The following is a 24,544-nucleotide window of genomic DNA, read 5'->3' as shown; positions in this document are numbered from 1 at the left end:
CCATGGATGACGACGCAATCATTATTCAGCCGGAAGACGGCACCGCATACCGGGGCCGGTGGCGCATCCGGATAATCCGCGCCGGCCTGTCCGGCAACGGCAACTTCTACTCCGACCAGGCGCTCATGGAAGCCGCCTCGCTGTTCAACGGCGCAAGGGTTTTCGTGAAGGGCGACCAGGAACACCTGAAGGGCCTTGGCAAGGATGTGCGCAACCTGATCGGCCGCCTGTCCGAAACCGCCTTTGTGGCCGGCAATGGTCCCGATGCGGGAGAGCTGCAAGGCACGCTCGATCTGATCGAGCCGGACGGCGTGATCGGTCGCAAGATCAAGGCCGCCTGGGACCGGGGCATGACAGATCTGTTCGGGTTTTCCATCGATGCAATGTGCGTGTCGGTGAAGGGCGCCATAGAGGGGAAACCCGTGCGGATATTGCGGCGGGTTCAGAAAGTCAATTCCTTGGACCTTATTGTCGAGCCGGGCGCCGGCGGACAGGTCCTCAACCTCATCGAGAGCAAGGGAAGCAAGAGCATGGACGAAGATGAATTCCTGACCGGCGCCGACGTGCGACGGATCGTCGAGGCGACCAGGTTGCCGCAACCGGCGAAGACGAAACTGATCGCGCATCACAACGTGACAGAAGACTTGACCGAAGCGCAGCTTCGCGAAGCGATCAGTACCGAAGCCGACTATCTCGCTTCAGTCTCGGATAGCGGCAAGGTCACAGGCCTGGGGGATGGCGCGGGTGATCGCCGTGACGTTCGCCTGATCGAAGGGCGCGGCGACAAGGTGCAGAAGATGCTGGACGCTTTTTTCGATCCGGCCGACCGTTCCGTCCGGTCAATCCGCGAAGTCTATCTCAGTGTCACCGGCGACCGTAACTTTACCGGCCTGTATCGCAACTGCGACCAGGGGCGGATGACCGAAGCGCTCGACAGCGGAAGCTTCACCGAAGTTCTCGGCGACAGCATCGCGCGGCGCATCCTCAAGGAGTATGCCAACGAGACGATCTACGATGTGTGGCGCAAGCTCGCCAACGTTGTTCCGGTCGCCGACTTCCGGGAGCAGCAGCGGACGCGCTTCGGCGGCTATGGCGATCTGCCTGTCGTTGACGAAAGCGACCCGTACCTGGCGCTGAGTTCTCCGACCGATGAAAAGGCCGTCTATGCCATCGCCAAGCGCGGCGGCACGGAAAGTCTCACGCTGGAAATGATCACCAACGACGACGTGGGCGCCGTCCAGCGTATTCCGCGCAACCTTGTGCGCGCGGCCAAGCGGACCCTGTCAAAGTTCGTCCTGGACTTTCTCAGGACCAATCCGGTGATCTACGACGATATCGCTTTCTTCCACGGCGATCATGGAAACCTGGGATCGACGGCGCTGGGTACCGGTTCGCTGGCGGCCGGACGGCTCGCGATAAAGAACCAGGTCGAAATGGATTCCGGGGAGAAGATCGGCCTCGGTCCCCGCAATCTCTGGGTGCCCGATACGCTTGAGGAAACGGCCGTCGATTTGTTCCGGCGCAATACCGAGCAGGACCACAACTTCATCCAGTCGCTCAGCCTCGACGTTATTCCGGTCTGGTACTGGACCGACAGCAACGACTGGTGTCTGACGACGGATGTGAACGACCTGCCGCCGGTGGAAGTCGGCTTCCTTTCCGGCCAGGAAGAGCCGGAGCTGTTCGTCCAGGATCACCCGAGTTTGGGCTCCATGTTCAGTAATGACCAGGTCACCTACAAGATCCGTCATATCTATGGCGGGGCGGTCACCGATTATCGCGGCGCATACAAGGCCGTGGTCACCTGACACCAACGCGCGGGCCTCGACTCCCCCGCGTCGGGTGCCGCCGTCCTGTCTTCATCCCTTCGCAGGGCGGCGGCGCTCGAAACTGAAAGCAGCGCCATCGTGAACGATACAGACGACTATTCGGAGCGGACCATGGACAAAGATCAGCTCGACGGCTTCCCGGCATTCGCCGTCGAGCTGGCGCAGGAATGCGCGGGCATGACATTGCTGGACGCAGACCGTGCGCTTGACGATGCCCGGCGTTATCTCTGGATGTGGCACTTCGGCAGCGGCCCGAAAAACGATCCTGTGCCGCCGCTATTGGCTGCCGCGCATCGCATTGCCAGCCGGATGCACGGTGTGTTTGCGCCGCTTGAAGTGGATGACCAGCTTCTGGAAGTGAGACTTTATCTATGGGCGTGCTACTTTGAGAGCAAGCAAGGTTCGCGCTTTAAGGAGCAGTTGACGGCCTCCGGTGAGGGGCGCAGGGCTGGCCCTTCGATCCACTGACGACGCTTCCGAGACGCCTCTCAGAGCCGCTTCAAAAGGCTCCGAGAAAGGCCAGCGCGATACCGGATATCGCCAGGCGTTTCATCGCCAGCGCGGCGCGACGAAACGGGCATGTTTGACCGACGCGTAATTGCCATTTAATGGCCCTTTGAGAAGCATCTCAGAGTCGATCCGAATCCCGTTATATCCCCCATGGTCCCGAATAGTCCCGGTTAAATGCCCAAATAATTGTGTACATGCCCATATAATTAATACCAACACAGTACACGTCATATCAGCATCGGTATCGAACAGCCCCTGGCGACGGTCGCCGGTTTTCTGGGCGATCCCGCGAATTTTCCCAAATGGGCGTCAGGGCTGGGCGACTCCTTCCACCATGTCACCGGGACGGACTGGCGCGTGGAAACTCCCATGGGGCAAATGACAGTGCGTTTCACCGCGCCCAACGATCATGGCATCGCCGACCACACGCTGATTCCGGCGCAAGGGGCGGCGATGTATAATCCGTTGCGCGTCGTCCGCAATGGCGCAGGCTGTGAAGTCACCTTCACACTGTTCCAGCGGTCGGGTATGAACGATGCGGAATTCGACCGGGATGCGGCATGGGTCGCAAGAGACCTGGCGGCGCTGAAGGCGCTTCTCGAAGGCATGTGAACCTGTGAAGGTGCAATAAACCAGATCGTCTTTATCTGAGGCAACTTGCGTCCGACCGGCTCAGGCCGCGTGCGTGGCGGACAGGATGATTTCTACCGTCGTCCCCTCGCCGAGTGTGCTGTAGATCGCGAAGCGGCCATTCTGTTGCTCGACCAGGCGTTTCACGATGGGCAGGCCGAGGCCGGTACCCGCCGTATTCCGTACCTGTTCGGTATCCGCTCGCTCATAGGGTTCGCAGATTTTCGGGATTTCGTCCGCGGCGATGCCGCAGCCCGTATCCGATACCGTCAAGCGGATGTGACTGGAATCCATCGCCGCGAGGGCAACCGTAACAGTGCCCCCGTCTGGCGTGAACTTGATGCCATTGGACAGCAGATTGAGCAGCACCTGCTTCGTCGCCCGCTCATCGGCGATTGCAGACGCTCCGTTCAGGTCGTCTTCCGTTTCCAGCACGACACCCGCGGCTTCGGCCAGCGGCGCAACCAGCGCCACCATGTTCGCCGTCAACTGCGACAGGTCCAGGGGTTCGAGATGCAGCGCTTCCCTTCCGGATTCGAGCTTAGACAGGTCGAGGACGTCATTGATCAGCGATAGCAGGTGCTGGCCGCTACTGTGGATGTGCCGTGCGTATTCGACGTACCGCGCTTCGCCGCACGGACCGAAACTTTCCAACGCGATGACTTCCGAGAAACCGAGGATAGCGTTCAGCGGCGTACGGAATTCATGGCTCATCTGCGCGACGAAGTTGGATTTCGTCCGATTGAGCGCCAACGCCCTTTCTTTTTCGTCGACCAGTCCGTTCAGCATCCGTTGTCGTTCGGTCACGTCTTCCTGCAGGCAGACAAAATGCTCCTCTCCAAACGGTTCGCCGGCAAGCCGGTACAGCGATACGTCCACCCACAATACGCGGCCGTCAGGCTTTCGGCGCCGAAGCAGCCCGTGCCAGGTATCGCCGCAGGATACCCTGTCGCAGATTGCGGTCCAGGACAGGTCGTGAGGGCCTTCGAATTCCTTCTGCCGCAGATCGAGACCAAGCAGATCGCCCGAGGACTTGCCTGACAGCTTTTCGCATGCCGGATTGACGTACTCCAGTTGCCAGTTGGCATCGGCAACGGAGACCGCGACGGGACTGTTTTCGACGGCGAAGGACAGCAAACCGATGCGCTGTACCATGCGATCGAACTCATCGGCAACGTCGGCAAGGTCGGAATTGTCGTTACCCTCGGAAAAGTTGGCGGTACCGCCACGACGTCCCGCCGCGACAGCGGTATCGCGGAATCCGCGCAGCCCGGCCCTGATCCGAATCAGAAGGAGCAGCGTGACGCCGGCAGCCGCAAAATACAGCAGGCTGGCAAACTGGATTTCCGGGGACTGCCAGTAAGGGCGACCGAACGAGGATTGCATAAATGCATCGCCCGCATACGACGTCACGATCGACCAGCAACCGTTATCCGTCGTGACAGGCACTATGGCCGTAATCAGTTGCTGCGGACCATCGGGAACATTGTGGCGAATGCCGATGGTTTTATTTTTGCTGCACGAACCGGACAGCCGCGACAGGACTCCAATTTTTCCCAGAACTTCTATCTCGGACGAGAGATAGGCTTCGGTCAGCGCCGGATGCGCAGCGACATAATAGTACCCGTTGTCATAGTACCCGTTGTCGGCGGTAGCGGCGTTAGGCCGGTAAAGCACCCTGATGTTAAGGTTATCACTGGCAAGCGTCACCAGCGCACTGTCCAGTTGCGGCAGGATTTTTGGCCCTTCCCGCAACAACGGCGCGAGATTGAGTGCAATCAGACGTCCCTGTTCCCGCGCCGACTGGAACAGTAATTCCGCCTTGTCCTTTTCTGCCTCGCCCAGCCGTTCGTATATGATCAGCGGCACAACAATAAACACCAATCCGGCCACCGCTATTTTCGCCGACAGGCTGCGCCGGTGCGGTACCTGCCGGCCACAGGCCTGACTTAAAGAACGCAGAAGTGTCGGAAGGTCCTGACTGAAGAGGCGCAAGGCCCGCCGTTTTAAGATCCGTCGCCACTCGTGGCCGCTTTCGGCCAGTTCCTCCATACTCACAAGGCGCGCCCGCCACGATTGCCCTTTCTCCACCCGGGCCATTTACATATTGCCCGTCTTGCGCGCCGGGAGCTGCGCCGAAGAGATAACGCAGTTCGACGAGCTTTCAGCCGGCGCCATTGACCCGGAAGAATCGATTTCCGAATAGAGGACCCTGTAGACCCCGTTGGACAGACTGGCATACAGGTAAAGCGTCACGCGACAATCCGTGAAGCGATAATGCATCACCTGCGATGGCGGTGACCGCACGTTTTCCACCGCATCGCCCAGCAGCAACGCGACGTCCCGACCTGAATACCCCAGCAACGACTCCGGGCTCAACTGCAGGAAGCCGTTGAAATTGGCGCTTTCCGCGGGAATTTCTGGTGGATACCGCCCCCGCGCCGGCGGCTTCATCGCGGGCCGGGGAAAAGCGGTCGGCGGATCGAGGCTGCTAAATACGGTGGCGGGAATATTCGGCGCCACGACGACCGACGACTCGTGCGTCAACGGATGATTATCCAGGGTACTGCACGCAGTTAGAACGCCAATTCCCACCAGTACGAAAGTTGCTTTCACGGCCAGCGCAAAAAACGGCATCGGATCGACCAGCAAATGGTACACGAATCGGGACGAACGCATTCGAAGTATCTAATGCGTAAAAGGTAAAGAACGCGTTAAGAAAGCAAAGGATTCATTACTATAAGATGAATAAAATTATTATATTTCTATCTTACGTTACAGCCTGTTCGATCGTTCCGGGGAGCAAGGCATCGGAACCGGCATCGCTATTGGACGTTGGTTCCCTGATATTGTAGTTGCCATGGCAGGTTTAAGCCGCACATTAAATGTTCAGAGGAGCCGGTTTTCAGTAACCTGACCATGACGAAACTTTGTGAAGAAAAAATACTTACCGAAGGTCGAAACTGCTGGCGCATTGCGAATGCAGGCCGCGCGGCGGTTCTGATTGATGGCGCCGCCTATTTTGGAGCGTTGCGCGCGACCCTGTTAAAAGCGGAACGTTCGATATTTATCGTGGGGTGGGATATTGACAGCCGCACCCGGTTGGTCGGGCCATCCGGTAACGCGGAAGACGGCTTTCCGGAGCAGTTGGGGCCGTTTCTAACGGCCCTTGTCGCGAAACGCCCTAATCTGCGGATCCATCTGCTTCTGTGGGATTACGCCATGCTCTACGCGCTGGATCGGGAGCCGCTACCTTCGATCAATCTCGCCTGGAAGACGCCGAAGCAGATTTCAGTTTGTCTCGACGATGTATTGCCCGCAGGCGCCAGCCACCATCAGAAGATCGTCGTTGTCGACGATAGCGTCGCATTCTCCGGCGGACTTGATCTAACGATCCGACGATGGGACACATCACACCACAACATCGGCGACAAGGCCCGTCTTGACCCGACGGGAAAGCCATACCGGCCGTTTCACGATGTTCAGATGATGGTCGATGGCGATGCCGCTGTTGCGCTGGGGGAACTGGTGCGCGCGCGATGGCGGAACGCGGCCTGTGAGACACCGCTGAAATCGAATCCCATAGGCGACCTGTGGCCAGAGAATGTGGAAATCGATTTTACCGATGTACGGATCGGTATTGCCCGTACGGCGCCGGCCTATGATGGAAAAGACGAAATCCGCGAGGTGGAAGCCCTGTACAAGTCATCGATCGAGGCAGCTGAAAAATCGATTTATCTGGAAGCCCAGTACGTCACGGCAGGAAGCGTGGCGGTGCAACTGGCGAAGCGCCTGCAGGAAAAGCCAGACCTTGAAGCGCTCATCGTCGGACCCAATGTACACCATAGCTGGCTGGAAGAACAAAGCATGAATAACGGCCGGCGCCGCTTCATGGAATACTTGAAGAAAGCCGGGTTTCGTGACCGCGTTCGATTGTTGTATCCCACCATACCCGACGACGACACGCAAGAAGGGGTGATGGTCCATGCTAAAATTTCCATCGTCGATGACAGGTTTCTTCGTATCGGGTCCGCCAATCTGAACAATCGATCAATGGGTATGGACACGGAATGCGACCTGGCGCTGGAAGCGGCATCTCCAGAACAATCCAGGCGAATTACCTTCATCCGGAATCGCCTTCTCGCCGAGCATTTAGGAACCGAAATCGCCGCTGTCGAACAGGCCATCGAGAAAAAAGGGTCGCTGCTCGCCGCTGTGGAGAGCCTTTCCGACGGCCCAAAATCGCTACGGCCGGTCGAACTGGACAACGTACCGAATAACGAACTCGCCTTAACGGTTGGCTGGCTGGCCGATCCGGAAAAGCCCGTGGCGACGCCGGATTTCGCAGGCGAATTGTTCGATGGAGCGGCCACAAGCGGAGCATCCAGCCGCCTGATAAAACTGTTGGCGTTACTGTTCGCGGTATTCGGTCTGGTCGCGATCTGGCGGTTCACCCCCTTGTCCGAATTGACCAACCCCGGCGACCTTATCGCGTGGCTGCAATCGATCGGCAGTGGCTTCTGGATGCCGGCCGTCGTCGTTGTCCTCTTCGTCCTGGGCGGATTGGTGGCGTTTCCGGTTACGGTCATGATCGCGGTTACGGGCATGATGTTCAATCCATTCACCGCGTTTCTTTGCGGCCTTGCCGGCTCATTACTGAGTGCCGCCGTGATGTTTTTTATCGGCTACAATGTGGGCCGGAGTCCGCTGCGCGACTTGATAGGAACAAAAGTCAATCGCGTCAGCCGCGCTCTGGCGCGTCGTGGCGTGCTGAGCGTGATTGCGCTCAGGATGGTGCCTATCGCGCCGTTTACCCTGATAAATCTGGTTGCCGGCGCCTCCCATATCCGCGCCTCCGACTTCCTGATCGGCACAATCCTGGGCATGACCCCGGGCATTTTCGTCGTGAGTTTCCTGGGACGCCAGCTTGCCCGGACGCTTAATAATCCGAGTTCCACAGAACTGGCCATGTTGGGTCTTGGCCTGATCGGATGGTTTCTGCTTGCGTTGGGCTTTTATTTTATCGCGCCGAAACTGCGTTCCCGCAAAGATGAGTGATGCGCCCCGGACGCTCCGCCTCGTCACCTGGAATATCCATGGCGGAATCGGAACCGACGGCCGGTTCGACCTGAAACGGATCGGCGGGATTATCCGTGCCTTGGCGCCCGAGATCGCAGCGTTTCAGGAAGTGGATATGCGGACGAAGCGTGATGCGCAAACCGACATATACGCATATTTGCGCAGTCAGGTGGGCGACCATGGTCATCAGGCATGGGCGCTGTCGGGTGCGGATGGACAGTATGGTCAGATGCTGGCAAGCCGGTTTCCACTGGAAGACCGGCATATTCACGACATCTCGTTGCCAGGCCGCGAACCCCGAAAAGTGATGGAGGCCAGGGCACGCTCCCCCTTCGGACCGCTGCGCGTCATCTCGACCCACCTGGGATGGCGAACCGCAGAAAGGATGCGCCAGGTCAAGTGGCTTCGCGAGATTATAATGGAAGATCATACAGCGCCGTTACTGTTGTTCGGTGATCTGAACGAATGGCATGAACGCAGGCTGCGGCGTCTGCTTTCAGATCTGTTTGAAATTCGAAGAGGGAACAAAAGTTTTCCATCGCGGCTTCCCCTATTCGCGCTGGACAGGATCATATGCCGCGCCGGGCCGATGGTGCTCGAATCGCGTGCCGTAAAGGAAGCCGAAAAGGCGTCGGATCACCTGCCTGTATTCGCACGGATAGCGTTACCGTCCATCGGGTGAATCACACGGCATGCCGCATTGAAAACAGAAGCACCAGACCCCCGGCATATGTCACCAGGACTGCGGCCGAATCGACGCCCATTCGCCCGATTGTCCGGTCCCGCCGCTCGATTATGCCAATGAGGAAAATGCCGGTGACGGCAACGCCGAGCAAGGCGCCGATAATCGAAAATTCACCGACACGATCCAGCACAGGCGGACCGGGTGCAATGGCGTCGACCCCGACGATGAGCGCTACATTCAGAATATTCGTTCCAAATATATCGGAAATCGCCATGGTATAGAGGCCGCGGCGCATGGCGGCAAATACCGTGCTTACTTCCGGCAGGGACGTCGCGATGGCGACAAATGCGACGCCCATAAAGGAAGAACCGAGCCCGGTCTGATTGGCGAGCGCCGCCCCGCTGCGGGCGACGAAGAATCCGGCCAGTAAAATAGTCACCCCCGCGATCAATGTCTTGACGATCAAAAGGGACAGGCTGCCATAGTCCTCTTTTTGCCTTTCATCGGCATCGCCAGGTTTATCGTCGCCAAGGTTGGCGATCCAGGGCTTCCTGCCCCTTGCGTCCACGAGCTTCTTGAAACTGTACAGGGCGCCAAGTCCGAGACCCCACGACCAGATGCCGATTCCGAATACCGCGAAATCCCCGACGACGACCGCGACCGCGACGAACGTGAGCAGACATATGTTGAGCGCGCCCTGCAGCATAACGACGGGATTGGGAACGATGGACGTGAGGGCGCTCTTGCCGTAGATCAGGTCGGCCACGGCGAGAACCGCGACCTGCATGGCAATGCTGCCGAGCAGGTTGTTGATGGCGAGCGGCGCATCGCCACTCTGCGCCGCGGTAAAGCTGGTTGCGATCTCCGGCAGGGAGGTGACCCCGGCGAGAAGAAAGATGCCGATCAAAGCCTCGCCAATACCCGAACGGTCTGCGATTTCGTCGGCATATTTGGCCATTTTCGTTCCGGCGATCCAGACCGCGACAGCCGCTCCGGCGAATATCAGACTATTGCCGGAAAGGCTTAACGACTCGAAATTTCCCACAACCTTTTCCAATACTGCTGACGGGATCAGCGGCCTTCGAATTCGGTTTCACCCCCGGCCCTATGTTACCGCATGGCAGGTATCGGTCCGATACGCGCGGTCGACGTTACAAACGAAACCCTGACGTAAACGGTTCCCCCGAAGCGGAAATCCTCATTAAATCAGATCTATCCTATTGAAGAAATAGTGGCGCGGTATGGAACAAAGTTGGAAGGCGGGCCGTTTTCTAAACTGGCTCCGCGATGGAAGTCGGACCCGTGACTGACCGAAGTGGATCCCGCGACGCCCGCCCAGGCGAAATCGTCTGATCGGAAATGTGCGGCGGCGCTCGTTCCCCAGGAAGGATCGATGACGAAGCTGATATTGAAATCTGTTGCTGATTACCGGAAGGCGCTTGAGCAGGCGTCGACACTCCGGGACTCGGGAGCAACGGCAGAGACGAATGACGAACTGGCGAATATTGAAGCGGCCATTGCGGCCTATGTCACGAAACCCGGCAGGCCGGCCCGGCGAAAAGGCCGCCCCAAAGGCGGCAATACGGGGATGTAGGCGTTTCCACCGCGTCCGGAGCCCTTTCATGACGCCGACATTCTTCGACCGGAGTATCGGGCTGTCGTCGCACATATCCGTAACATAAATTTTGGAACCCGCGGTATCGCTGCGTGTTGATGAAGAAACGTCGCTGGTCTTTGCAGCGCGACAATTGTCGAGTGAGATAAATGCCAAGGGGCAGGATCACACCGAAAAACGATATCGAATACGTCTCGGTTCTCGACGCGAACGGGAACCTCGACGAAATGCTCGAACCCTCTTTGGAGGAAAAAGAACTGCTCGAGCTGCACCGCGCCATGCTTCTCACCCGCCGCTTCGACGAACGTCTCCTGAGTTTGCAGCGTCAGGGAAAGATCGGGACGTTCGCACCGGTCAAGGGACAGGAGGCCGCGCAGCTCGGCGCCGTCGCGGTTCTGAGACAAAGCGACTGGCTGGTACCGGCGTTCCGGGAAACAGCGGCGCTGATCTGGCGCGGCACGCCGCTCGAAGGCATCTTTCTTTATAACGCCGGATTCAATGAAGGCGGGCGAATTCCCGACAGGAAAAACGATCTGCCCATCGCGATACCGGTCGCGAGCCAGATCCCGCATGCCGTTGGCATTGCGTATGGCATGAAATACCGAGAGAAGGACGACGTTGCCATGACCTTCTTCGGCGACGGCGCGACCTCGGAAGGTGATTTTCACGAGGCCATGAATTTTGCCGCTGTGTTTCAGACGCCCACTATCTTTGTCTGCCAGAACAACCAGTGGGCAATATCCGTACCGCGGGATCGGCAGACGAAATCCGCGACGCTGGCGCAGAAGGCGCTGGCATATGGCATGCCGGGCGTGCAGGTCGATGGCAACGATTTACTCGCCGTCTACGTCGCGTCCCGGGCGGCCGTCGACCGCGCCCGTGCGGGTGACGGACCGACCCTGATCGAGTGTGTAACCTATCGCCTTGGCGTCCATACGACCGCGGACGACCCGACCAAGTATCGAGAGGATGAAGAAGTCGAGGCATGGCGGGAACGCGATCCCTTGCCGCGCTTTCAGAATTATCTCGTGCAAAAGGGGTTTCTGGCCGACGAGGACCTGGAAACGCTTGAAGAAGAGGTCGCCGACAAGATCGACGCCGCCTGGAAAGCCGCGAACGAGGAAATGGCGGCATGCGCCGACCCGTTGCACATGTTTGCGCATGTCTACGACACGCTTCCCGCCTACCTGGCATGGCAACGGGATGAATTGGCGGCCGAAATTGACGCGCGGGGCAAGGGCGCTGACGAATGACCGAAATGACAATGATCGAAGCCCTCAACCTTGCCATGCGGGAAGAAATGGAAGCCGATGACAGCGTTATCCTGCTGGGCGAGGATATCGGCGTCGACGGCGGCATTTTCCGTGTCACCGAAGGCCTGCTCGACCGGTTCGGAGAGGCGCGCGTCATGGACACGCCCTTGGCCGAGTCGGGAATCGTCGGCGCCGCGATCGGGATGGCGCTTTATGGCTTGCGGCCGGTCTGCGAAATGCAGTTTTCGGGATTCAGCTACTTCGCCTTCCACCAGATTGAATCGCATGCCGCCAGATTCCGCTATCGGTCGCAAGGCCGGTTCCATGTGCCGATGGTCGTGCGCATGCCATATGGCGCAGGCGTCCGGGCTCTTGAACATCATTCGGAAAGTCGTGAAGCGTTTTATGCGCATATCGCCGGGCTGAAAACGGTCATTCCATCGGGGCCACGCAATGCCCGGGCGTTGCTGCGGAGCGCCATCCGCGACCCCGATCCCGTCATCTTCTACGAGCCGAAGGCGGCGTATCGGAGCTTTCGCGAGGAGGTGCCCGACGAACCGGACAGTATTGAAATCGGAGTCTCGGAACGCGTTCGCGAAGGTGAAGACCTCACCGTAATCACCTGGGGCGCGATGCTTCGACGGACGCTTGAGGCAGTCGACCTGCTAAGCCGGGAGGACGGGATTGCATGCGATGTCATCGATCTTCTTACCGTGTCGCCGATGGACGATGCCTTGTTTACAGAATCCGTCAAAAAGACGGGACGGGCGATCGTTATCCACGAAGCGCCGCGTAGCTTCGGTCCCGGCGGCGAAATCACGGCCCGAATTGAGGAAAAGGCTTTCGAATTTCTGGAAGCGCCGGTCGGACGGGTAGCAGGGTTCGATGTCGTCGTTCCCTTCTTCTTCCGGGAGGAAGCCTACCTCCCGGATGCCTATCGGATTGCCGAAGCGGCGCGGTCGACCCTGTCGTATTGAGGATCCATAACCATGGCGCGCGAATTCAAGCTACCCGACCCGGGCGAAGGCATCCACGAAGCGGAAATTCTGGAAATCCTGGTCGGAGAAGGAGACGAGGTCGAGGAGGGGCAGGACGTCCTTCTGGTGGAGACGGACAAGGCATCGCTGGAACTTCCCGCACCGGAAAGCGGCGTGATCGAGAAAATTCATGTCAGCGCCGGCGATATCGCAACCGTGGGTGACGTCCTGATAACATTTGCCGACGCCGGGCAGTCCGGCAAAAGGCGGGATACCGAAAAGGATGAAGACGGGGAGTCGGATCGCGCGCAGGAGAGTGAACCCTCGACAGACGAGCCGACCCGCGAGGAAAAAAAAGAAGGACGGCGGGACGAGAAAAACGACGAACAGCTCTCTGAAGACAGGCAACCATCAGATGAGGAGGAAGAAGAACGGCCAGTTTCCGCCAGCGGTGACGATCGCGACGGCGATGAACCGGCCGAAGCGGAACATGACGAGCAGTCGGAACGTTCCGAGACCAGACAGGGGAGCAGGCAGGCCCGGAGCGAGAGCCGGTCGCGTAAAGACGCCGAAGACGAGGCGTCCGAAGATAGCGCCGATCGTGACGGCGACGCCGACGACGACGGCGAAGCAGCCGACCGGAAGAGCGGTTCGGGCAAACGCGCGCCGGTCAAGTCCGTTCCGGCCACGCGACAACTGGCGCGCGAACTCGGTGTCGACCTGCGGGCCGTTACCCCGAGCGGCCCGCATGGTCGCATCACGGACGAGGACGTGCGCCGGGCCGCGGAAGATGAAAGTGTATCCCGCCGACCGTCTTCCGCACTTCCGGACTTCGCGCAGTGGGGCGAAACCGAACGCAAGCCATTACGATCCGTACGGCGCGCGATTGCCAATAAAATGGCGACGGCCTGGGAGCAAATTCCGCACGTGACGCATATCGATGCCGTCGCCATCGATTTGCTGGAAGCGTTTCGGCAACGTCACAGAGACGACGCCGCGGAAGGCGGCGGCGACTTGACCCTCACCGCCTTCGTCGTCAAGGCAGTGGTGGCGGCTTTGAAGGAGCACCCCCGGTTCAATGCGAGCATCGATAGCCGGCGAAAGGAAATTGTTTTCAAGCACTACCATAATATCGGCGTGGCGGTTGATACCGATAGAGGGCTGCTTGTCCCCGTCTTGCGGGACGCCGACGGAAAATCCGTTCTCGATATCGCCGCCGAGATATCCGAACTCGCAGAGCGGGCCCGACAGGGGAAATTGTCGAAGGAAGACATGTCCGGCGGCACCTTTACCATTACCAATGTCGGACCGCTGGGCGGGCGGGCTTTCACGCCGATCATCAATTGGCCCGAGGCCGCTATTCTGGGCCTTGGCGAAGCACGATACGAGCCGGCCGCTGAACGATCCGCGACAGGCGCCATCGGGTTTGTGCCGCGGCTCATGCTGCCGCTTTGTCTCGGCTTCGACCATCGCGTGAACGACGGCGCGGACGCGGCGCGATTTATGGCGACCTTTATGGAAACCCTTGCCGACCCCGATCGTTTCATTCTCGCGACATAGCGACCGAACATATGACGCGGGGATCGGCGGAAGCAGCGTAATCAAGCCGTAGGGAGCAGGGAAGCAGGGTCGATTCATCCCATCTGATATGCTCCTGAGACGTACTGCGAAACCAGATGATAGGAGAATGCTATGACCAAGGTTTTGAATTGTATTCGTGGCGATGCCGATTGCGGCTTCTCGGCGGAAGGCGAGAGCAACGAGGAGGTGATACAGACGATCGCCGCGCATCTCAAGAACGAGCATGATGAGAACATCACGCCCGACCTGTTCGCGCGCCTTCAGCACGATATCCATGAAAAGTAACGTTCCTCGCGGAGGTGATTTTTTATGGCCCTGAATCTCGCGCAGAAACTCATTACCGATCATCTGGTGGATGGCGAACCGGTTCCAGGCAGCGAAATCGCGATCTCCATCGACCAGACCCTGACGCAGGACGCGACGGGGACACTTGTGATGCTTGTGCTCGAAGCACTGCAAATTCCGCGCGTCAAGACAGCGCTGTCCGCCCAGTATGTCGACCATAACCTGCTCCAGGAGGACAACAGGAATCCCGACGACCATCTTTTCCTGCGAAGCGCCTGCCAGCGGTACGGTATCTGGTTCAGCCCGCCGGGCAACGGCGTCAGCCATCCCGTCCATATGCAGCGTTTCGGAAAGCCCGGGGCGACGATGTTGGGAGCCGACAGCCATAGCTGCGGTGCCGGCGCGCTCGGCATGCTCGCGATTGGCGCTGGCGGTCTGGACGTGGCGATGGCGATGGCGGGCGACCCGTTTCATATGCGGATGCCGGAAATCTGGGGCGTCCGCCTGACGGGCGCCCTGCCCGATTGGGTCAGCGCAAAAGACACCATACTGGAAATGCTGCGTCGTCACGGGGTCGAGGCGGGCATGGGTCGGATCATTGAATATCACGGTCCGGGACTGGACTGTCTGAGCACAATGGACCGCCATGTCATTGCCAACATGGGCGCTGAACTCGGCGCCACGACGTCCGTGTTTCCTTCAGATGACGAGGTTCGGCGGTTTCTCGCAAGCGAAGGACGGGCGGACGACTGGAAACCGCTCGAAGCGGATACGGACGCCGTATACGATATCAGCGACGAAATGGATTTATCGGCGCTCGAACCGCTCATCGCCAAACCATCGAGCCCCGGCAATGTCGTGCCCGTTCAGGACGTGGCGGGAGAAGCGATATACCAAAGCTATATCGGCTCCTCCGCCAACCCGGGTTACCGCGACTTCGCCGTTCCCGCCCATATGGTCGCGGGCCGGAAAATTTCGCCGCGTGTATCGTTCGATGTCAATCCGACATCGCGGCAGTTGTTGCTGCAACTCACACGGGACGGCAGCCTGGCGACGCTGATCGCCGCCGGCGCGCGGCTTCACCAGACGGGCTGCAATGGCTGTATCGGTATGGGGCAGGCGCCAGCGACGGGGCGCGCAAGCCTGCGAACGGTGCCGCGCAATTTTCCTGGCCGATCCGGAACGCGGGAGGACCGAGTCTATCTCTGCAGCCCCGAAACGGCTACGGCGTCGGCGCTGAAGGGGACGATAACCGACCCGCGCGACCTCGGAATCGATCCCGTCGACATTCGGCAGCCGGAGAACCCCTCTATTGACGACAGCTTATTGATCGGGCCGGTCAGCGACACAGCGGCGCGTGAAACCGACCTCGTCAAGGGGCCGAATATTACCGCGATGCCGACATTCGATCCGCTTCCCTCCTCTATGGCGCTTCGCGTCCTGCTCAAGGTTGGCGACGACATTTCCACGGACGAAATCATGCCCGCGGGAGCCAGGGTCCTGCCGTTCCGCAGCAATATTTCACGGATCAGCGAGTTCGTGTTCGGTGGCGTGGACGCGGGCTACGTTTCGCGTGCGTCACAATGCAGGGAAAATGGCCATATCGTCGTCGCGGGGAGGAACTACGGCCAGGGATCCAGCCGGGAACACGCCGCCATCGCACCCCGGCATCTCGGATTGCGTGTTGTCATCGCAAAAAGCATTGCCCGCATTCATCGCGAGAACCTGGTTAATTTTGGCATATTACCGCTGGTGTTCGTGAATCCGGAGGATTTTGGACGAATTTCGACCGGTGACGAAATTCGGCTCACCGGGCTCGATGGGCGGGCCTTGGACGAGGACTCGCTTACGGTACGGCTTGAACACAATGGCGGCGACGTCCCGATACCCATGAAACACGTCCTTTCGCCCCGGCAGATCCGAATCATCCGCGCCGGCGGACTGATCAACCACTACCACATGCAACGCACCTCGCCCGCATAAGCCGCTTCGATTCTTCGAGCGCAAATAGCAGGTAAACCCGGATCCGAAGGGAGGTATTTTCAATATGGGAAAGTTAGTCAACGGGAAATGGTGTGAAGAATCGCTAATTTCCGAATCCGACGATGGCCGGTTCAACCGCCCGGATTCTGTCCTCCGGGACTGGATCACGCCAGGTGACGCTGCCGGTCCCGCGGGGAAGAAGGGGTTCGAGGCAGACCGTCACCGGTATCACCTGTACGTTTCCTATGCATGCCCCTGGGCGCACCGGACACTGATATTTCGCCGGCTGAAAGCGCTCGAAAGCATCGTTTCCCTGTCGGTGGTGCACTGGCACATGGGAAGCAAGGGCTGGAGTTTCCAGGACGGGCCCGGCGTCATACCGGACCCAGTTTTCGGCGCGGACTACCTCCATCAGGTCTACAGCGCGGCCGTGCCCGATTACACCGGCAAAGTCACCGTGCCCGTGCTGCTGGATCTGCATACGCGCACGATCGTCAATAACGAGTCCGCTGATATCATCCGCATGTTGAACGCATCATTTGACGAACTGGGCGCGTCCGATCACGACTACTATCCCGAAAGTCAGCGGTCCGAAATCGACGCGATCAACGACCGGGTGTACAACACGGTCAATAACGGCGTCTATAAAGCCGGTTTTGCGACGTCCCAGGACGCCTATGACGAAGCCGTGGCGCCGCTGTTTGAAACGCTGGACTGGCTCGACAAACGGTTATCGGAAAACCGTTACCTGATGGGCGATAACATCACCGAGGCCGATTGGCGCCTGTTTACCACGCTGGTCCGGTTCGACGCCGTCTATTACAGCCACTTCAAATGTAACCTTCGCCGCCTGATGGACTATGCAAATCTGTGGCCCTATACGCGAGACCTGTTCCAACAGAGCGGGGTGGCCGAAACGGTCCGGCTGGATCATATCAAGGGCCATTATTATACCAGTCAGCCCCAGGTCGACCCTACCGGTATTGTGCCCGCCGGACCGATAATCGACTTCGAGGGCCCCCACGGCCGGGATGCGCTCACGAAGACTCGCACCTCCAGACACCAACACGAACGCCTCGGTGAGGTTGCTGACCGATAGGCCGGAACAATGTTCTTTCCCGGAACGTTAATGCACGGAACGGACTTCTACTGAAACGGCACAAGGCACTGTTTTGACGGAAAAAACCAAACCAACCGTTCTCATAACGGGGGCTGCGGGAGGGATCGGAACTGCGTTAAGCGCTTCATTGAAAGACAGATATCGCGTCGTCGGCCTGGACAGATCCGATCTGGATGAAGAACAGACCGGTTCGCTGGAAGATTATCTGCGCTGCGACCTGACCTCCGACGAGTCGGTTGCGCTATTCTTTTACAAATTCAAGGAGCGGTACGGAAACAAGATTGCAGCGGTCATCCATCTCGCCGCTTATTTCGATTTTACGGGCGAGGACAGCCCGCTGTACGAAACAGTGAATGTCGAAGGCACGCGACGCCTGTTGCAGGGACTGCAGGATTTTGCCGTCGAGCGTTTCATCTTTTCCGGAACGATGCTGGTGCACCAACCGTGCAAACCGGGCGAGCGCATCGACGAGGAAACCCCCCTGGCGCCGAAGTGGGCTTACCCCCGGTCAAAGGCCGCTGCCGAGAAGGTCATCGAAGAGGAACACGGCGAGATTCCCTATCTGCTGCTCCGGTTGTCCGGGCTCTACAGCGACCGGATGGCTGTGCCCACGCTATCGCAGCAGATTGCGCGAATTTACGAGCGCGACATTAAAAGCCGCGTCTATTCCGGCGACTTGCTTGTCGGGCAGTCCTTTCTCCACACCGACGACATGATCGACGCCTTCATGCGCGCTGTCGACCGCCGCAACGATTTGCCGCCGGAGGCGACAATTCTCGTGGGCGAGCCGGAGGCGATGGGATACGGCGCGCTGCAGGATGAACTGGGCCGCCTGATCCATGGAGAGGAAAACTGGACGACAATCGAGGCGCCGAAAGGTCTGGCGCGCGTCGGCGCCTGGCTCGAAGAAAAGTCCGAACCGATCGTACCGGATGTCATCGACCAGGGCGAAGCGCCGTTTATCCGACCGTTCATGATCGACATGGCCGACGATCATTACGCCCTCGACATTTCGCGCGCGCGGGAACTTCTCGGCTGGAGCCCGGCGCACTGGATCGGCGACGAACTGCCGAAACTCGTGACAGCGCTCAAGGACGACCCCGCGCAGTGGTACGAAGAGAACGGCATTACCGCGCCACTCTGGTTGCAGTCGGCGGCCCGCAAGGTCGACAATCCCGAAAAACTGCGCGCGCGGCACGAGGAGCAGAATCGAGAGGCGCACAGTCGCTTCATCTGGGCTCACTTCGCCACAATGGGACTGGGATTCTGGCTGGCGACATCGCCCCCAATTCTTGGCTACGAGTCCGCCGCACTTGTGATAAGCGATTTCGTTTCCGGCATCCTGCTCATTATGAGCGCCCTGGTTTCCCTTTCCACACGCTACGGCCTGGTCCGATGGGTTACGGCGGCAATCGGTCTATGGGTAATGTCGGCGCCGCTGATCTTCTGGGCGCCGACAGCGGCCGCGTACCTCAACGATACGCTGGTGGGCGCGCTGGCATTCGGGTTTGCCGTTCTGACGCGCCCGCCGCCGGGAGTCAGCGCCGTTGCCGCGCTGACGGGCCCGACGGTTCCACCGGGCTGGGATTTTTCGCCGTCGAGCTGGTTCCAGCGCGCACCGATCATTTTCCTTGCGCTGATAGGGCTCGTTATCTCCCGGTATCTCGCCGCGTATCAGCTGGGCCATATCGATAGCGTCTGGGAGCCGTTTTTCGAGGGCGGACCGTCACCCATGAACGGTACCGAGGAAATCATCACATCGAGCGTTTCCGAAGCATGGCCGGTTTCGGATGCCGGCCTTGGGGCGATCACTTACATGCTTGAAATCCTCACCGGCATTATCGGGTCCGCGCGGCGGTGGCGCACGATGCCATGGCTCGTTGTCCTGTTCGGCTTCATGATCGTTCCCCTCGGCGCCGTTTCGATCACCTTCATCATTATCCAGCCCCTTGTCATCGGAACCTGGTGCACGCTCTGTCTCGTCGCAGCCGTCGCCATGCTTGTCCAGATTCCGTATTCCCTGGACGAACTTGTCGCGACAGGCCAGTTCCTCGTTCGACGGCGAAAGGCGGGCGCTAATGTGATGCGCATCTTCTTCACCGGCGATACGGATGACGGTCGCCATGAGCGGAAAGACGACACGTTCGAGCAGAGCCCCGGGACAGTCGTCCGGGAAATGGTCAGCGGCGGCGTCGGGCTGCCGTGGAACCTGTGTTTAAGCATCGCAATCGGCGTCTGGTTGATGCTGACGCGACTGGTTTTAGGCACTCAGGGTGGGATGGCGGACGCCGACCACCTTATAGGCGCCCTGGTGATTACGGTTACAGTGACGTCCCTCGCAGAGGTGGCGCGGCCGCTTCGCTTTCTCAATATTGCGTTTGGCGTCGCGCTTCTGATCACGCCGTTTGTCTATGGCGCGGATTTGTCGGCCATGGTGTCGAGTCTCGCCTGCGGAGCCGGTTTGATCGCCCTTGGCGTGCGCCGGGGCCGCGTCAGGCAAAGCTACGGCGAGTGGAGCAGGTTCGTATTTTAAGACGACGCTTGTTCGCAACGGGTTTTCAAATGAGGCGCGAATGAGAAGGAGCAGAGATGATAACAAGATCCGATGTCATGACGCTGATCGATGCCGATTCTGACCCGGCCGTATCCATCTATCTTCCCGTTCATCAGATACCGCCGGAAGACAAGGTGAACGGTATCCGTTTTCGGAATCTCATTCGGGATGCGGAAAAAGACCTCGAACGCAACGGATTTGATCCGTCGGAAATTCTTGCATATGCCGAACGGGATGAAATCTTCCGTCTTCCCATTGGCAGCCCCGGCATGCGGGGAATCGCTATTTTTATTTCTGCCGCGTTCACACGCACGCACCCCTTGCCGATCGCGCCGCCGGAACATATCGCGGTCAAGGACTCCTTTCATATACTTCCCTTGATGCCCCTGATCGACAGCGCGCAATCCTTCTTCATCATCGCTATCGATCAGAAGGACGTCTGCCTTTTCAGGGCAACCCGATATGAAATAAGCGTTATTGAAACCGAGGTCATGGAAGACAGCATGGCGAAAATAAGGGGAATAACCCAACTTCCGGCGGATGTCGGGTTTCACTCTGCAAGCAGCGCCGGCGGCGGTCGCCCCGATGCAAAACATCATGCCCAGGGGGAAAGCCCGGCTGACTATCAACAGGTCCAGCTGGACGAATTCACCCATGGCGTCGCGAATGCGGTGGACCGGATACTTGCAGAGGAGACCGCCACTCTTGTTGCGGTCTGCGAACCGAACCTGCTTGGAATGTTTCGCAGGCATTGCCAGTATCCAAAGCTCGCCTCTGACTCGATAGCCAAGTCACCGGTCGGTCTGGACGAAAGTGAAATTCATGAAGCGTGCGTCGAAATTGTCGAGCCGGAACTGAACAGACCGAAACTGGAGACGATAGACCGCTTTAACGCCGGCTTCCAGCGCGGCGATGCAACCGTTTCGGTACAGCAGGGAGAGATCCTCAAGTCCGCCACGGAAGGTCGGGTTGGAAATTTACTCCTGACCGAAGACTGGCGGAATTCCGGCCTTGAGGAGATCGACAGGATAGCGCATGAAACACTGAAACATGGCGGCGACGTTATCGTTGTTCCGGCTGAAGAAATGCCCGGCGAAACGGCTGTCGGCGCAATTTACCGCTACTAACAGGCTGCGGAAAAAACCTTCCATCTGGTGCGCGGTCGTGATTCAAGTCTCGCTGTGATTTTAGGGGGGGAGGTTGCGATGCGCGGCGGTGATGTTCGGTCGGAAGGGTTTTTCCGCAGCCTGTTAGATCAGATCGTGTTTGATTGGAATCGGTTGCCGTTCCATTCAAACCTGATGTGCTATAGATAATCTCTTCGCCGACGTCGTCGCAGCCCTCGCCCAGTCCGGCGGGTTCCAGAAGATATGCGGGCCGATCTCGTCGACGCGATTGATGCCCAGTTGCGCCATTACCCGGTCCATCTCCGTCCGGAAAATCTCCAGCGCCCGGTACGAACCCGCCTCGCCCGCCACCGCCGAACCATAGAGCGTCGGCCGCCCGGACATGACCATATCGGCGCCAAGGGCGACCGCCTTGACGATATCGGACCCGCGCCTTGCCCCGCTGTCGATAATGATCTTGAAGTCCCGTCCGACGGCGGCGCGTGTCTCGGCCAACACCTGCAACGGCGCTGGCGCCGAATCCAGATAGCGGCCGCCATGGTTGGACAGCACCACTCCCTGCAACCCCAGTTCCGCCGCGATCACCGCGTCTTCGGAACTCTGCAATCCCTTCACCAGCAGATTGCCGGGCCACATGTCCCGAATGCGCCGGATATCGTCCCAGCTCTGGCTGCTCGGTTTTGTGTATTCCGATTCCACCTCGGCCTGGGTGAGCTTGCTCGCCAGTTCCGGCGGATTGTTGGCTTTTCGAAAGGGCCCCCGCTTCAGGTATTGCGGCGCCAGCACCCGGCAGCACCAGCCCGGATTGGCCAGCACCTGCGCGACCAGGGTCGGCGAATAGCGCAGGGGCATGGCGAAACCGTTGCGGTGATTGTATTCGCGGTTCGGGCTGGCGGAACTGTCCACGGTGACAAGCATGGTTTCGAAGCCGGTATCCCTGATCCGCTTCACAAAGGTCGCCGTCAGGTCCCGGTCGGTCCACATGTAAAGCTGGAACCAGAGATTGCCCCCCGCCGCCTCGTATATTTCCTCCATCGGCGTCAGCGAACTTGTCGCGGCGGTACAGGGAACGCCCATCCGGGCGGCGGCCCTGGCCAGCCCGACCTCGCCGCCCTCGCAGACCAGCCCGGCGGAGGCGGTCGGCGATATGCCGAACGGCATGGCGATTTTCCGGCCGAAAATTTCCGTCTCGGTCGAACGCCCGGAGACGTCGATCAGCACGCGGTTCTTGATCTTGAGCGCCGTATAGGCCTCGCGGTTGTTCCGGAGCGCGATTTCGTCTTCCGCGCCGCGGTCGACATATTCGAATATGCCGCGCGGCAACCGCTTCTTCGCCATCCGGCGAAGATCCTCGATGTTGTATGCGCCCAGTGTGCTGTCAGCCATGCGCGATCTTGAGACTCGTATTTGTTTTTTGTCAATTGTTGACAATAATGTGTCACGCCGCATACTTCGTTGCGTCGACAACAAAACGGTGCCTTGCCCCGTATGCCCGAAGCAACACAGATTTCCGAACTGCTGCAGGTTCTTCAATCCCGGTCGCTTTCCAGCGCGGTCCAGGATGAAATTGAGCACCGTATTCTGTCCGGAACGTTCCGTTCGGGCCAGCGCATCAACGAGAACCGGCTCGCCGGCGAACTGCGGGTCAGCCGCGGCCCTATCCGCGAGGCGTGCCGCGGCCTCGTCGAGAGCGGATTGCTGACGGTCATCGTGAACCGTGGCTTTTTCGTACGCTCGATTTCGCTGAAAGACGCCGAAGACGTATACGACGTCCGGGCCAGTCTGATGCGTCTTGCCGGCGCCACGCTGGCGGCGCGTATCACCCCGTCGCAGATTGAGCATCTCCGGAATCTCGTCACGAAAATGGATTCCGCGCAGGCCGACGAAGACTTCGATTCGTTCTACACCCTCAACCGGGAGTTCCACGACAGGATCATCGACTTCGCCGAAAACGACCGGTTGCGAGCCCTGTGCGACGGGCTGTCCAAGGAACTCCACCTGTACCGGAGCCGCAGCATCCTGCAGGGCGGCGGGCTTCATCTGTCGAACAGGGAGCACCGGAAAATTCTGCGCGCGCTGGCTTCAGGGGATCAGGAAAAGGCGGCCAATGCCCTTGAGGCGCATATCCTGGCCGGGAAACGCCGATTCCTGAAGGCGACGGCGCGAATCGACAGCGAACAACGGAACCCCAACCAATCAACCGAGGATGAGTCCCGTGAAATTTAGCAATTTTCTCTTTCCGCAGGCCGAAACACCGGAGAAGGACGAGCAGGTCATCGACGAGACGCTTGCCGAAGCCAGGCTCTGCGATGAACTGGGCATGGAGACCCTGTGGCTGGCGGAGCATCACTTCGACGGCAATTGCGCCTATGTCGATCCGGTGAGTTTCGCCGCGGCCCTCGCGGTCGCCACGAAACAGATCAAGATCGGTTTCGCCGTCGCGCAGATGTCCCTTCACCATCCGATCCGCATGGCGGAACAGTTGGCCATGGTCGACAACCTGTCCAAGGGCCGCCTCATTGTCGGTCTGGGCCGCGGAACGGCGCACAATATTTATGACTATCGCGGCTTTGGAATCGATCCGGCGGAGGCGCAGGAGCGCCTGATCGAAGCCGAAGAAATCATGATCAAGGCCTGGACGACGAAGAATTACGAACATCACGGCAAGTACTGGGACCTGTGGCTGCCGATCCTGCGGCCGTCGGTGTATACCAAGCCGCATCCGGCCCTCATTCGCGCCTGCTCCGGCGAGGAATCGATGCTGGAGATGTCGCGGGAGGGACGCCCCTTCCTGATGAATGTGCAGACCGACGAGGTCACCAGACACCGCATGGACCTGTACCGAAAGACCATGCGCGAATCCGGCTTCGGCGAACGCCATGTCGCCAACGCGGTGGACGATACCTGGGTATGGCGGAACATTTTCATTGCCGAAACCGACGCGGAAGCGGAGCGGATTGGTATCCCCCTGTTTGAGGAACAGCGCGAACATCGGGGCCGCATGCGCAAACGCATCCTTGAGGAACGCGGCGAAAGCATGGCGAAACCGGGCGAAACCGGCGCGGCGCCGACGGCTTATGCCCGCAACGTCACCGAGCACAGCCTGATCTGCGGCTCGCCCGCGACGGTCGCGGAGCGCCTGGCGAAGATCGACGCCATCGGCGTCGGCGGCGTCATTCTGCAGTTCCGCCTCGGATCGTCTTCCTACGATATCGTAGAGAACAGCGTGCGCCTGTTCATGGAGAAAGTCGCGCCGGAATTCAGGAAACGCGCGGCGGCATAGGAAAAGCACGGCGGGCACGCACCGAAAAAACCC

At 59.3% G+C, this 24,544-nt stretch carries 20 protein-coding genes; 16 read left to right on the top strand and 4 right to left on the bottom strand.

What is annotated here, in order from left to right; translation table 11 throughout:
* Nucleotides 1-2 precede the first annotated feature (2 nt).
* The 3 genes from WD767_14360 (at nucleotide 3) to WD767_14350 (ending at nucleotide 2,951) form a co-directional block, all read left to right on the top strand.
* The gene (locus tag WD767_14360) at nucleotides 3-1,808 is read left to right on the top strand and encodes a hypothetical protein (protein ID MEX2617275.1); all 1,806 of its coding nucleotides are present in this window, start codon (nucleotides 3-5) and stop codon (nucleotides 1,806-1,808) included.
* 99 nt (nucleotides 1,809-1,907) lie between these two features.
* The gene (locus tag WD767_14355; GenBank protein MEX2617274.1) at nucleotides 1,908-2,297 is read left to right on the top strand and encodes a hypothetical protein; all 390 of its coding nucleotides are present in this window, start codon (nucleotides 1,908-1,910) and stop codon (nucleotides 2,295-2,297) included.
* A gap of 411 nt (nucleotides 2,298-2,708) precedes the next feature.
* Nucleotides 2,709-2,951 carry a hypothetical protein gene (locus WD767_14350; protein ID MEX2617273.1) on the top strand — a complete coding sequence of 81 codons (243 nt, stop codon included), beginning with the start codon at nucleotides 2,709-2,711 and terminating at the stop codon, nucleotides 2,949-2,951.
* Nucleotides 2,952-3,011: 60 nt separating this feature from the next.
* Here WD767_14350 and WD767_14345 read toward each other — a convergent pair whose 3' ends face one another.
* Together WD767_14345 and WD767_14340 are read right to left on the bottom strand one after the other, a co-directional pair.
* A complete protein-coding gene (locus WD767_14345) occupies nucleotides 3,012-4,838 on the bottom strand; it encodes a PAS domain-containing sensor histidine kinase (protein MEX2617272.1) in 1,827 nt (608 codons plus the stop codon).
* 231 nt (nucleotides 4,839-5,069) lie between these two features.
* A complete protein-coding gene (locus WD767_14340; GenBank protein ID MEX2617271.1) occupies nucleotides 5,070-5,516 on the bottom strand; it encodes a hypothetical protein in 447 nt (148 codons plus the stop codon).
* 372 nt (nucleotides 5,517-5,888) lie between these two features.
* On the opposite strand from WD767_14340, the gene WD767_14335 reads away from it, so the two are divergent.
* Together WD767_14335 and WD767_14330 are read left to right on the top strand one after the other, a co-directional pair.
* A complete protein-coding gene (locus WD767_14335) occupies nucleotides 5,889-8,027 on the top strand; it encodes a VTT domain-containing protein (protein MEX2617270.1) in 2,139 nt (712 codons plus the stop codon).
* Nucleotides 8,020-8,730, top strand: coding sequence for an endonuclease/exonuclease/phosphatase family protein (locus tag WD767_14330; protein ID MEX2617269.1), 711 nt, complete (start codon nucleotides 8,020-8,022; stop codon nucleotides 8,728-8,730). Before WD767_14335 ends, WD767_14330 begins: the two co-directional genes overlap by 8 nt.
* Nucleotide 8,731: 1 nt before the next feature.
* On the opposite strand, the gene WD767_14325 is transcribed toward WD767_14330, so the two are convergent.
* On the bottom strand, nucleotides 8,732-9,778 hold the full coding sequence (locus WD767_14325; GenBank protein MEX2617268.1) for a sodium:calcium antiporter: 1,047 nt from the start codon (nucleotides 9,776-9,778) through the stop codon (nucleotides 8,732-8,734).
* A gap of 348 nt (nucleotides 9,779-10,126) precedes the next feature.
* Here WD767_14325 and WD767_14320 point away from each other — a divergent pair, with 348 nt between their 5' ends.
* From WD767_14320 to WD767_14280, 9 genes are all read left to right on the top strand, one after another.
* The gene (locus WD767_14320) at nucleotides 10,127-10,327 is read left to right on the top strand and encodes a hypothetical protein (protein ID MEX2617267.1); all 201 of its coding nucleotides are present in this window, start codon (nucleotides 10,127-10,129) and stop codon (nucleotides 10,325-10,327) included.
* Between the two features lie 170 nt (nucleotides 10,328-10,497).
* Entirely contained in the window at nucleotides 10,498-11,601 is a 1,104-nt protein-coding gene (gene pdhA / locus WD767_14315) for a pyruvate dehydrogenase (acetyl-transferring) E1 component subunit alpha (protein MEX2617266.1), read from the top strand.
* Nucleotides 11,598-12,578 carry an alpha-ketoacid dehydrogenase subunit beta gene (locus WD767_14310; GenBank protein ID MEX2617265.1) on the top strand — a complete coding sequence of 327 codons (981 nt, stop codon included), beginning with the start codon at nucleotides 11,598-11,600 and terminating at the stop codon, nucleotides 12,576-12,578. The genes pdhA and WD767_14310 overlap by 4 nt, the downstream gene beginning before the upstream one ends.
* 12 nt (nucleotides 12,579-12,590) lie before the next feature.
* Nucleotides 12,591-14,138, top strand: coding sequence for a 2-oxo acid dehydrogenase subunit E2 (locus tag WD767_14305; protein ID MEX2617264.1), 1,548 nt, complete (start codon nucleotides 12,591-12,593; stop codon nucleotides 14,136-14,138).
* 132 nt (nucleotides 14,139-14,270) lie between these two features.
* Nucleotides 14,271-14,444: a DUF1059 domain-containing protein gene (locus WD767_14300; GenBank protein MEX2617263.1), complete on the top strand. Its 174-nt coding sequence runs from the start codon at nucleotides 14,271-14,273 to the stop codon at nucleotides 14,442-14,444.
* 24 nt (nucleotides 14,445-14,468) lie between these two features.
* A complete protein-coding gene (locus WD767_14295) occupies nucleotides 14,469-16,427 on the top strand; it encodes an aconitate hydratase (protein MEX2617262.1) in 1,959 nt (652 codons plus the stop codon).
* Nucleotides 16,428-16,491: 64 nt separating this feature from the next.
* Nucleotides 16,492-17,526, top strand: a complete 1,035-nt coding sequence (locus WD767_14290) for a glutathione S-transferase family protein (protein MEX2617261.1) — start codon at nucleotides 16,492-16,494, stop codon at nucleotides 17,524-17,526.
* 73 nt (nucleotides 17,527-17,599) lie between these two features.
* A complete protein-coding gene (locus WD767_14285; GenBank protein ID MEX2617260.1) occupies nucleotides 17,600-20,080 on the top strand; it encodes an NAD-dependent epimerase/dehydratase family protein in 2,481 nt (826 codons plus the stop codon).
* 77 nt (nucleotides 20,081-20,157) lie between these two features.
* Complete coding sequence (locus WD767_14280) at nucleotides 20,158-21,228, top strand: hypothetical protein (protein ID MEX2617259.1); 1,071 nt, start codon at nucleotides 20,158-20,160, stop codon at nucleotides 21,226-21,228.
* Between the two features lie 165 nt (nucleotides 21,229-21,393).
* Here the strand turns inward: WD767_14280 and WD767_14275 are convergent, their stop codons facing one another.
* On the bottom strand, nucleotides 21,394-22,614 hold the full coding sequence (locus WD767_14275) for an alpha-hydroxy acid oxidase (GenBank protein ID MEX2617258.1): 1,221 nt from the start codon (nucleotides 22,612-22,614) through the stop codon (nucleotides 21,394-21,396).
* 102 nt (nucleotides 22,615-22,716) lie between these two features.
* On the opposite strand from WD767_14275, the gene WD767_14270 reads away from it, so the two are divergent.
* Nucleotides 22,717-23,454 (top strand): FCD domain-containing protein, encoded by a 738-nt coding sequence (locus WD767_14270; GenBank protein ID MEX2617257.1) that lies wholly within the window; start codon nucleotides 22,717-22,719, stop codon nucleotides 23,452-23,454.
* Entirely contained in the window at nucleotides 23,444-24,511 is a 1,068-nt protein-coding gene (locus tag WD767_14265) for an LLM class flavin-dependent oxidoreductase (GenBank protein ID MEX2617256.1), read from the top strand. The genes WD767_14270 and WD767_14265 overlap by 11 nt, the downstream gene beginning before the upstream one ends.
* Nucleotides 24,512-24,544: the final 33 nt, after the last annotated feature.

The sequence above is a fragment of the Alphaproteobacteria bacterium genome, from assembly GCA_040905865.1.
In the GTDB taxonomy this organism is placed as follows: Bacteria; Pseudomonadota; Alphaproteobacteria; order UBA8366.
Note: the sequence above shows the minus strand (reverse complement) of the source record. Positions and strands in the feature narration are given on the sequence as shown.

What these genes read in the sequence shown, in the direction of transcription:
- WD767_14280 (MEX2617259.1), top strand. Translation starts at nt 20,158, where the DNA reads ATGACGCTGATCGATGCCGATTCTGACCCGGCCGTATCCATCTATCTT.
- WD767_14270 (MEX2617257.1), top strand. Translation starts at nt 22,717, where the DNA reads ATGCCCGAAGCAACACAGATTTCCGAACTGCTGCAGGTTCTTCAATCC.
- WD767_14300 (MEX2617263.1), top strand. Translation starts at nt 14,271, where the DNA reads ATGACCAAGGTTTTGAATTGTATTCGTGGCGATGCCGATTGCGGCTTC.
- WD767_14350 (MEX2617273.1), top strand. Translation starts at nt 2,709, where the DNA reads ATGGGGCAAATGACAGTGCGTTTCACCGCGCCCAACGATCATGGCATC.
- WD767_14330 (MEX2617269.1), top strand. Translation starts at nt 8,020, where the DNA reads ATGAGTGATGCGCCCCGGACGCTCCGCCTCGTCACCTGGAATATCCAT.
- WD767_14335 (MEX2617270.1), top strand. Translation starts at nt 5,889, where the DNA reads ATGACGAAACTTTGTGAAGAAAAAATACTTACCGAAGGTCGAAACTGC.
- pdhA (MEX2617266.1), top strand. Translation starts at nt 10,498, where the DNA reads ATGCCAAGGGGCAGGATCACACCGAAAAACGATATCGAATACGTCTCG.
- WD767_14295 (MEX2617262.1), top strand. Translation starts at nt 14,469, where the DNA reads ATGGCCCTGAATCTCGCGCAGAAACTCATTACCGATCATCTGGTGGAT.
- WD767_14305 (MEX2617264.1), top strand. Translation starts at nt 12,591, where the DNA reads ATGGCGCGCGAATTCAAGCTACCCGACCCGGGCGAAGGCATCCACGAA.
- WD767_14320 (MEX2617267.1), top strand. Translation starts at nt 10,127, where the DNA reads ATGACGAAGCTGATATTGAAATCTGTTGCTGATTACCGGAAGGCGCTT.
- WD767_14310 (MEX2617265.1), top strand. Translation starts at nt 11,598, where the DNA reads ATGACCGAAATGACAATGATCGAAGCCCTCAACCTTGCCATGCGGGAA.
- WD767_14275 (MEX2617258.1), bottom strand. Translation starts at nt 22,614, where the DNA reads ATGGCTGACAGCACACTGGGCGCATACAACATCGAGGATCTTCGCCGG.
- WD767_14360 (MEX2617275.1), top strand. Translation starts at nt 3, where the DNA reads ATGGATGACGACGCAATCATTATTCAGCCGGAAGACGGCACCGCATAC.
- WD767_14290 (MEX2617261.1), top strand. Translation starts at nt 16,492, where the DNA reads ATGGGAAAGTTAGTCAACGGGAAATGGTGTGAAGAATCGCTAATTTCC.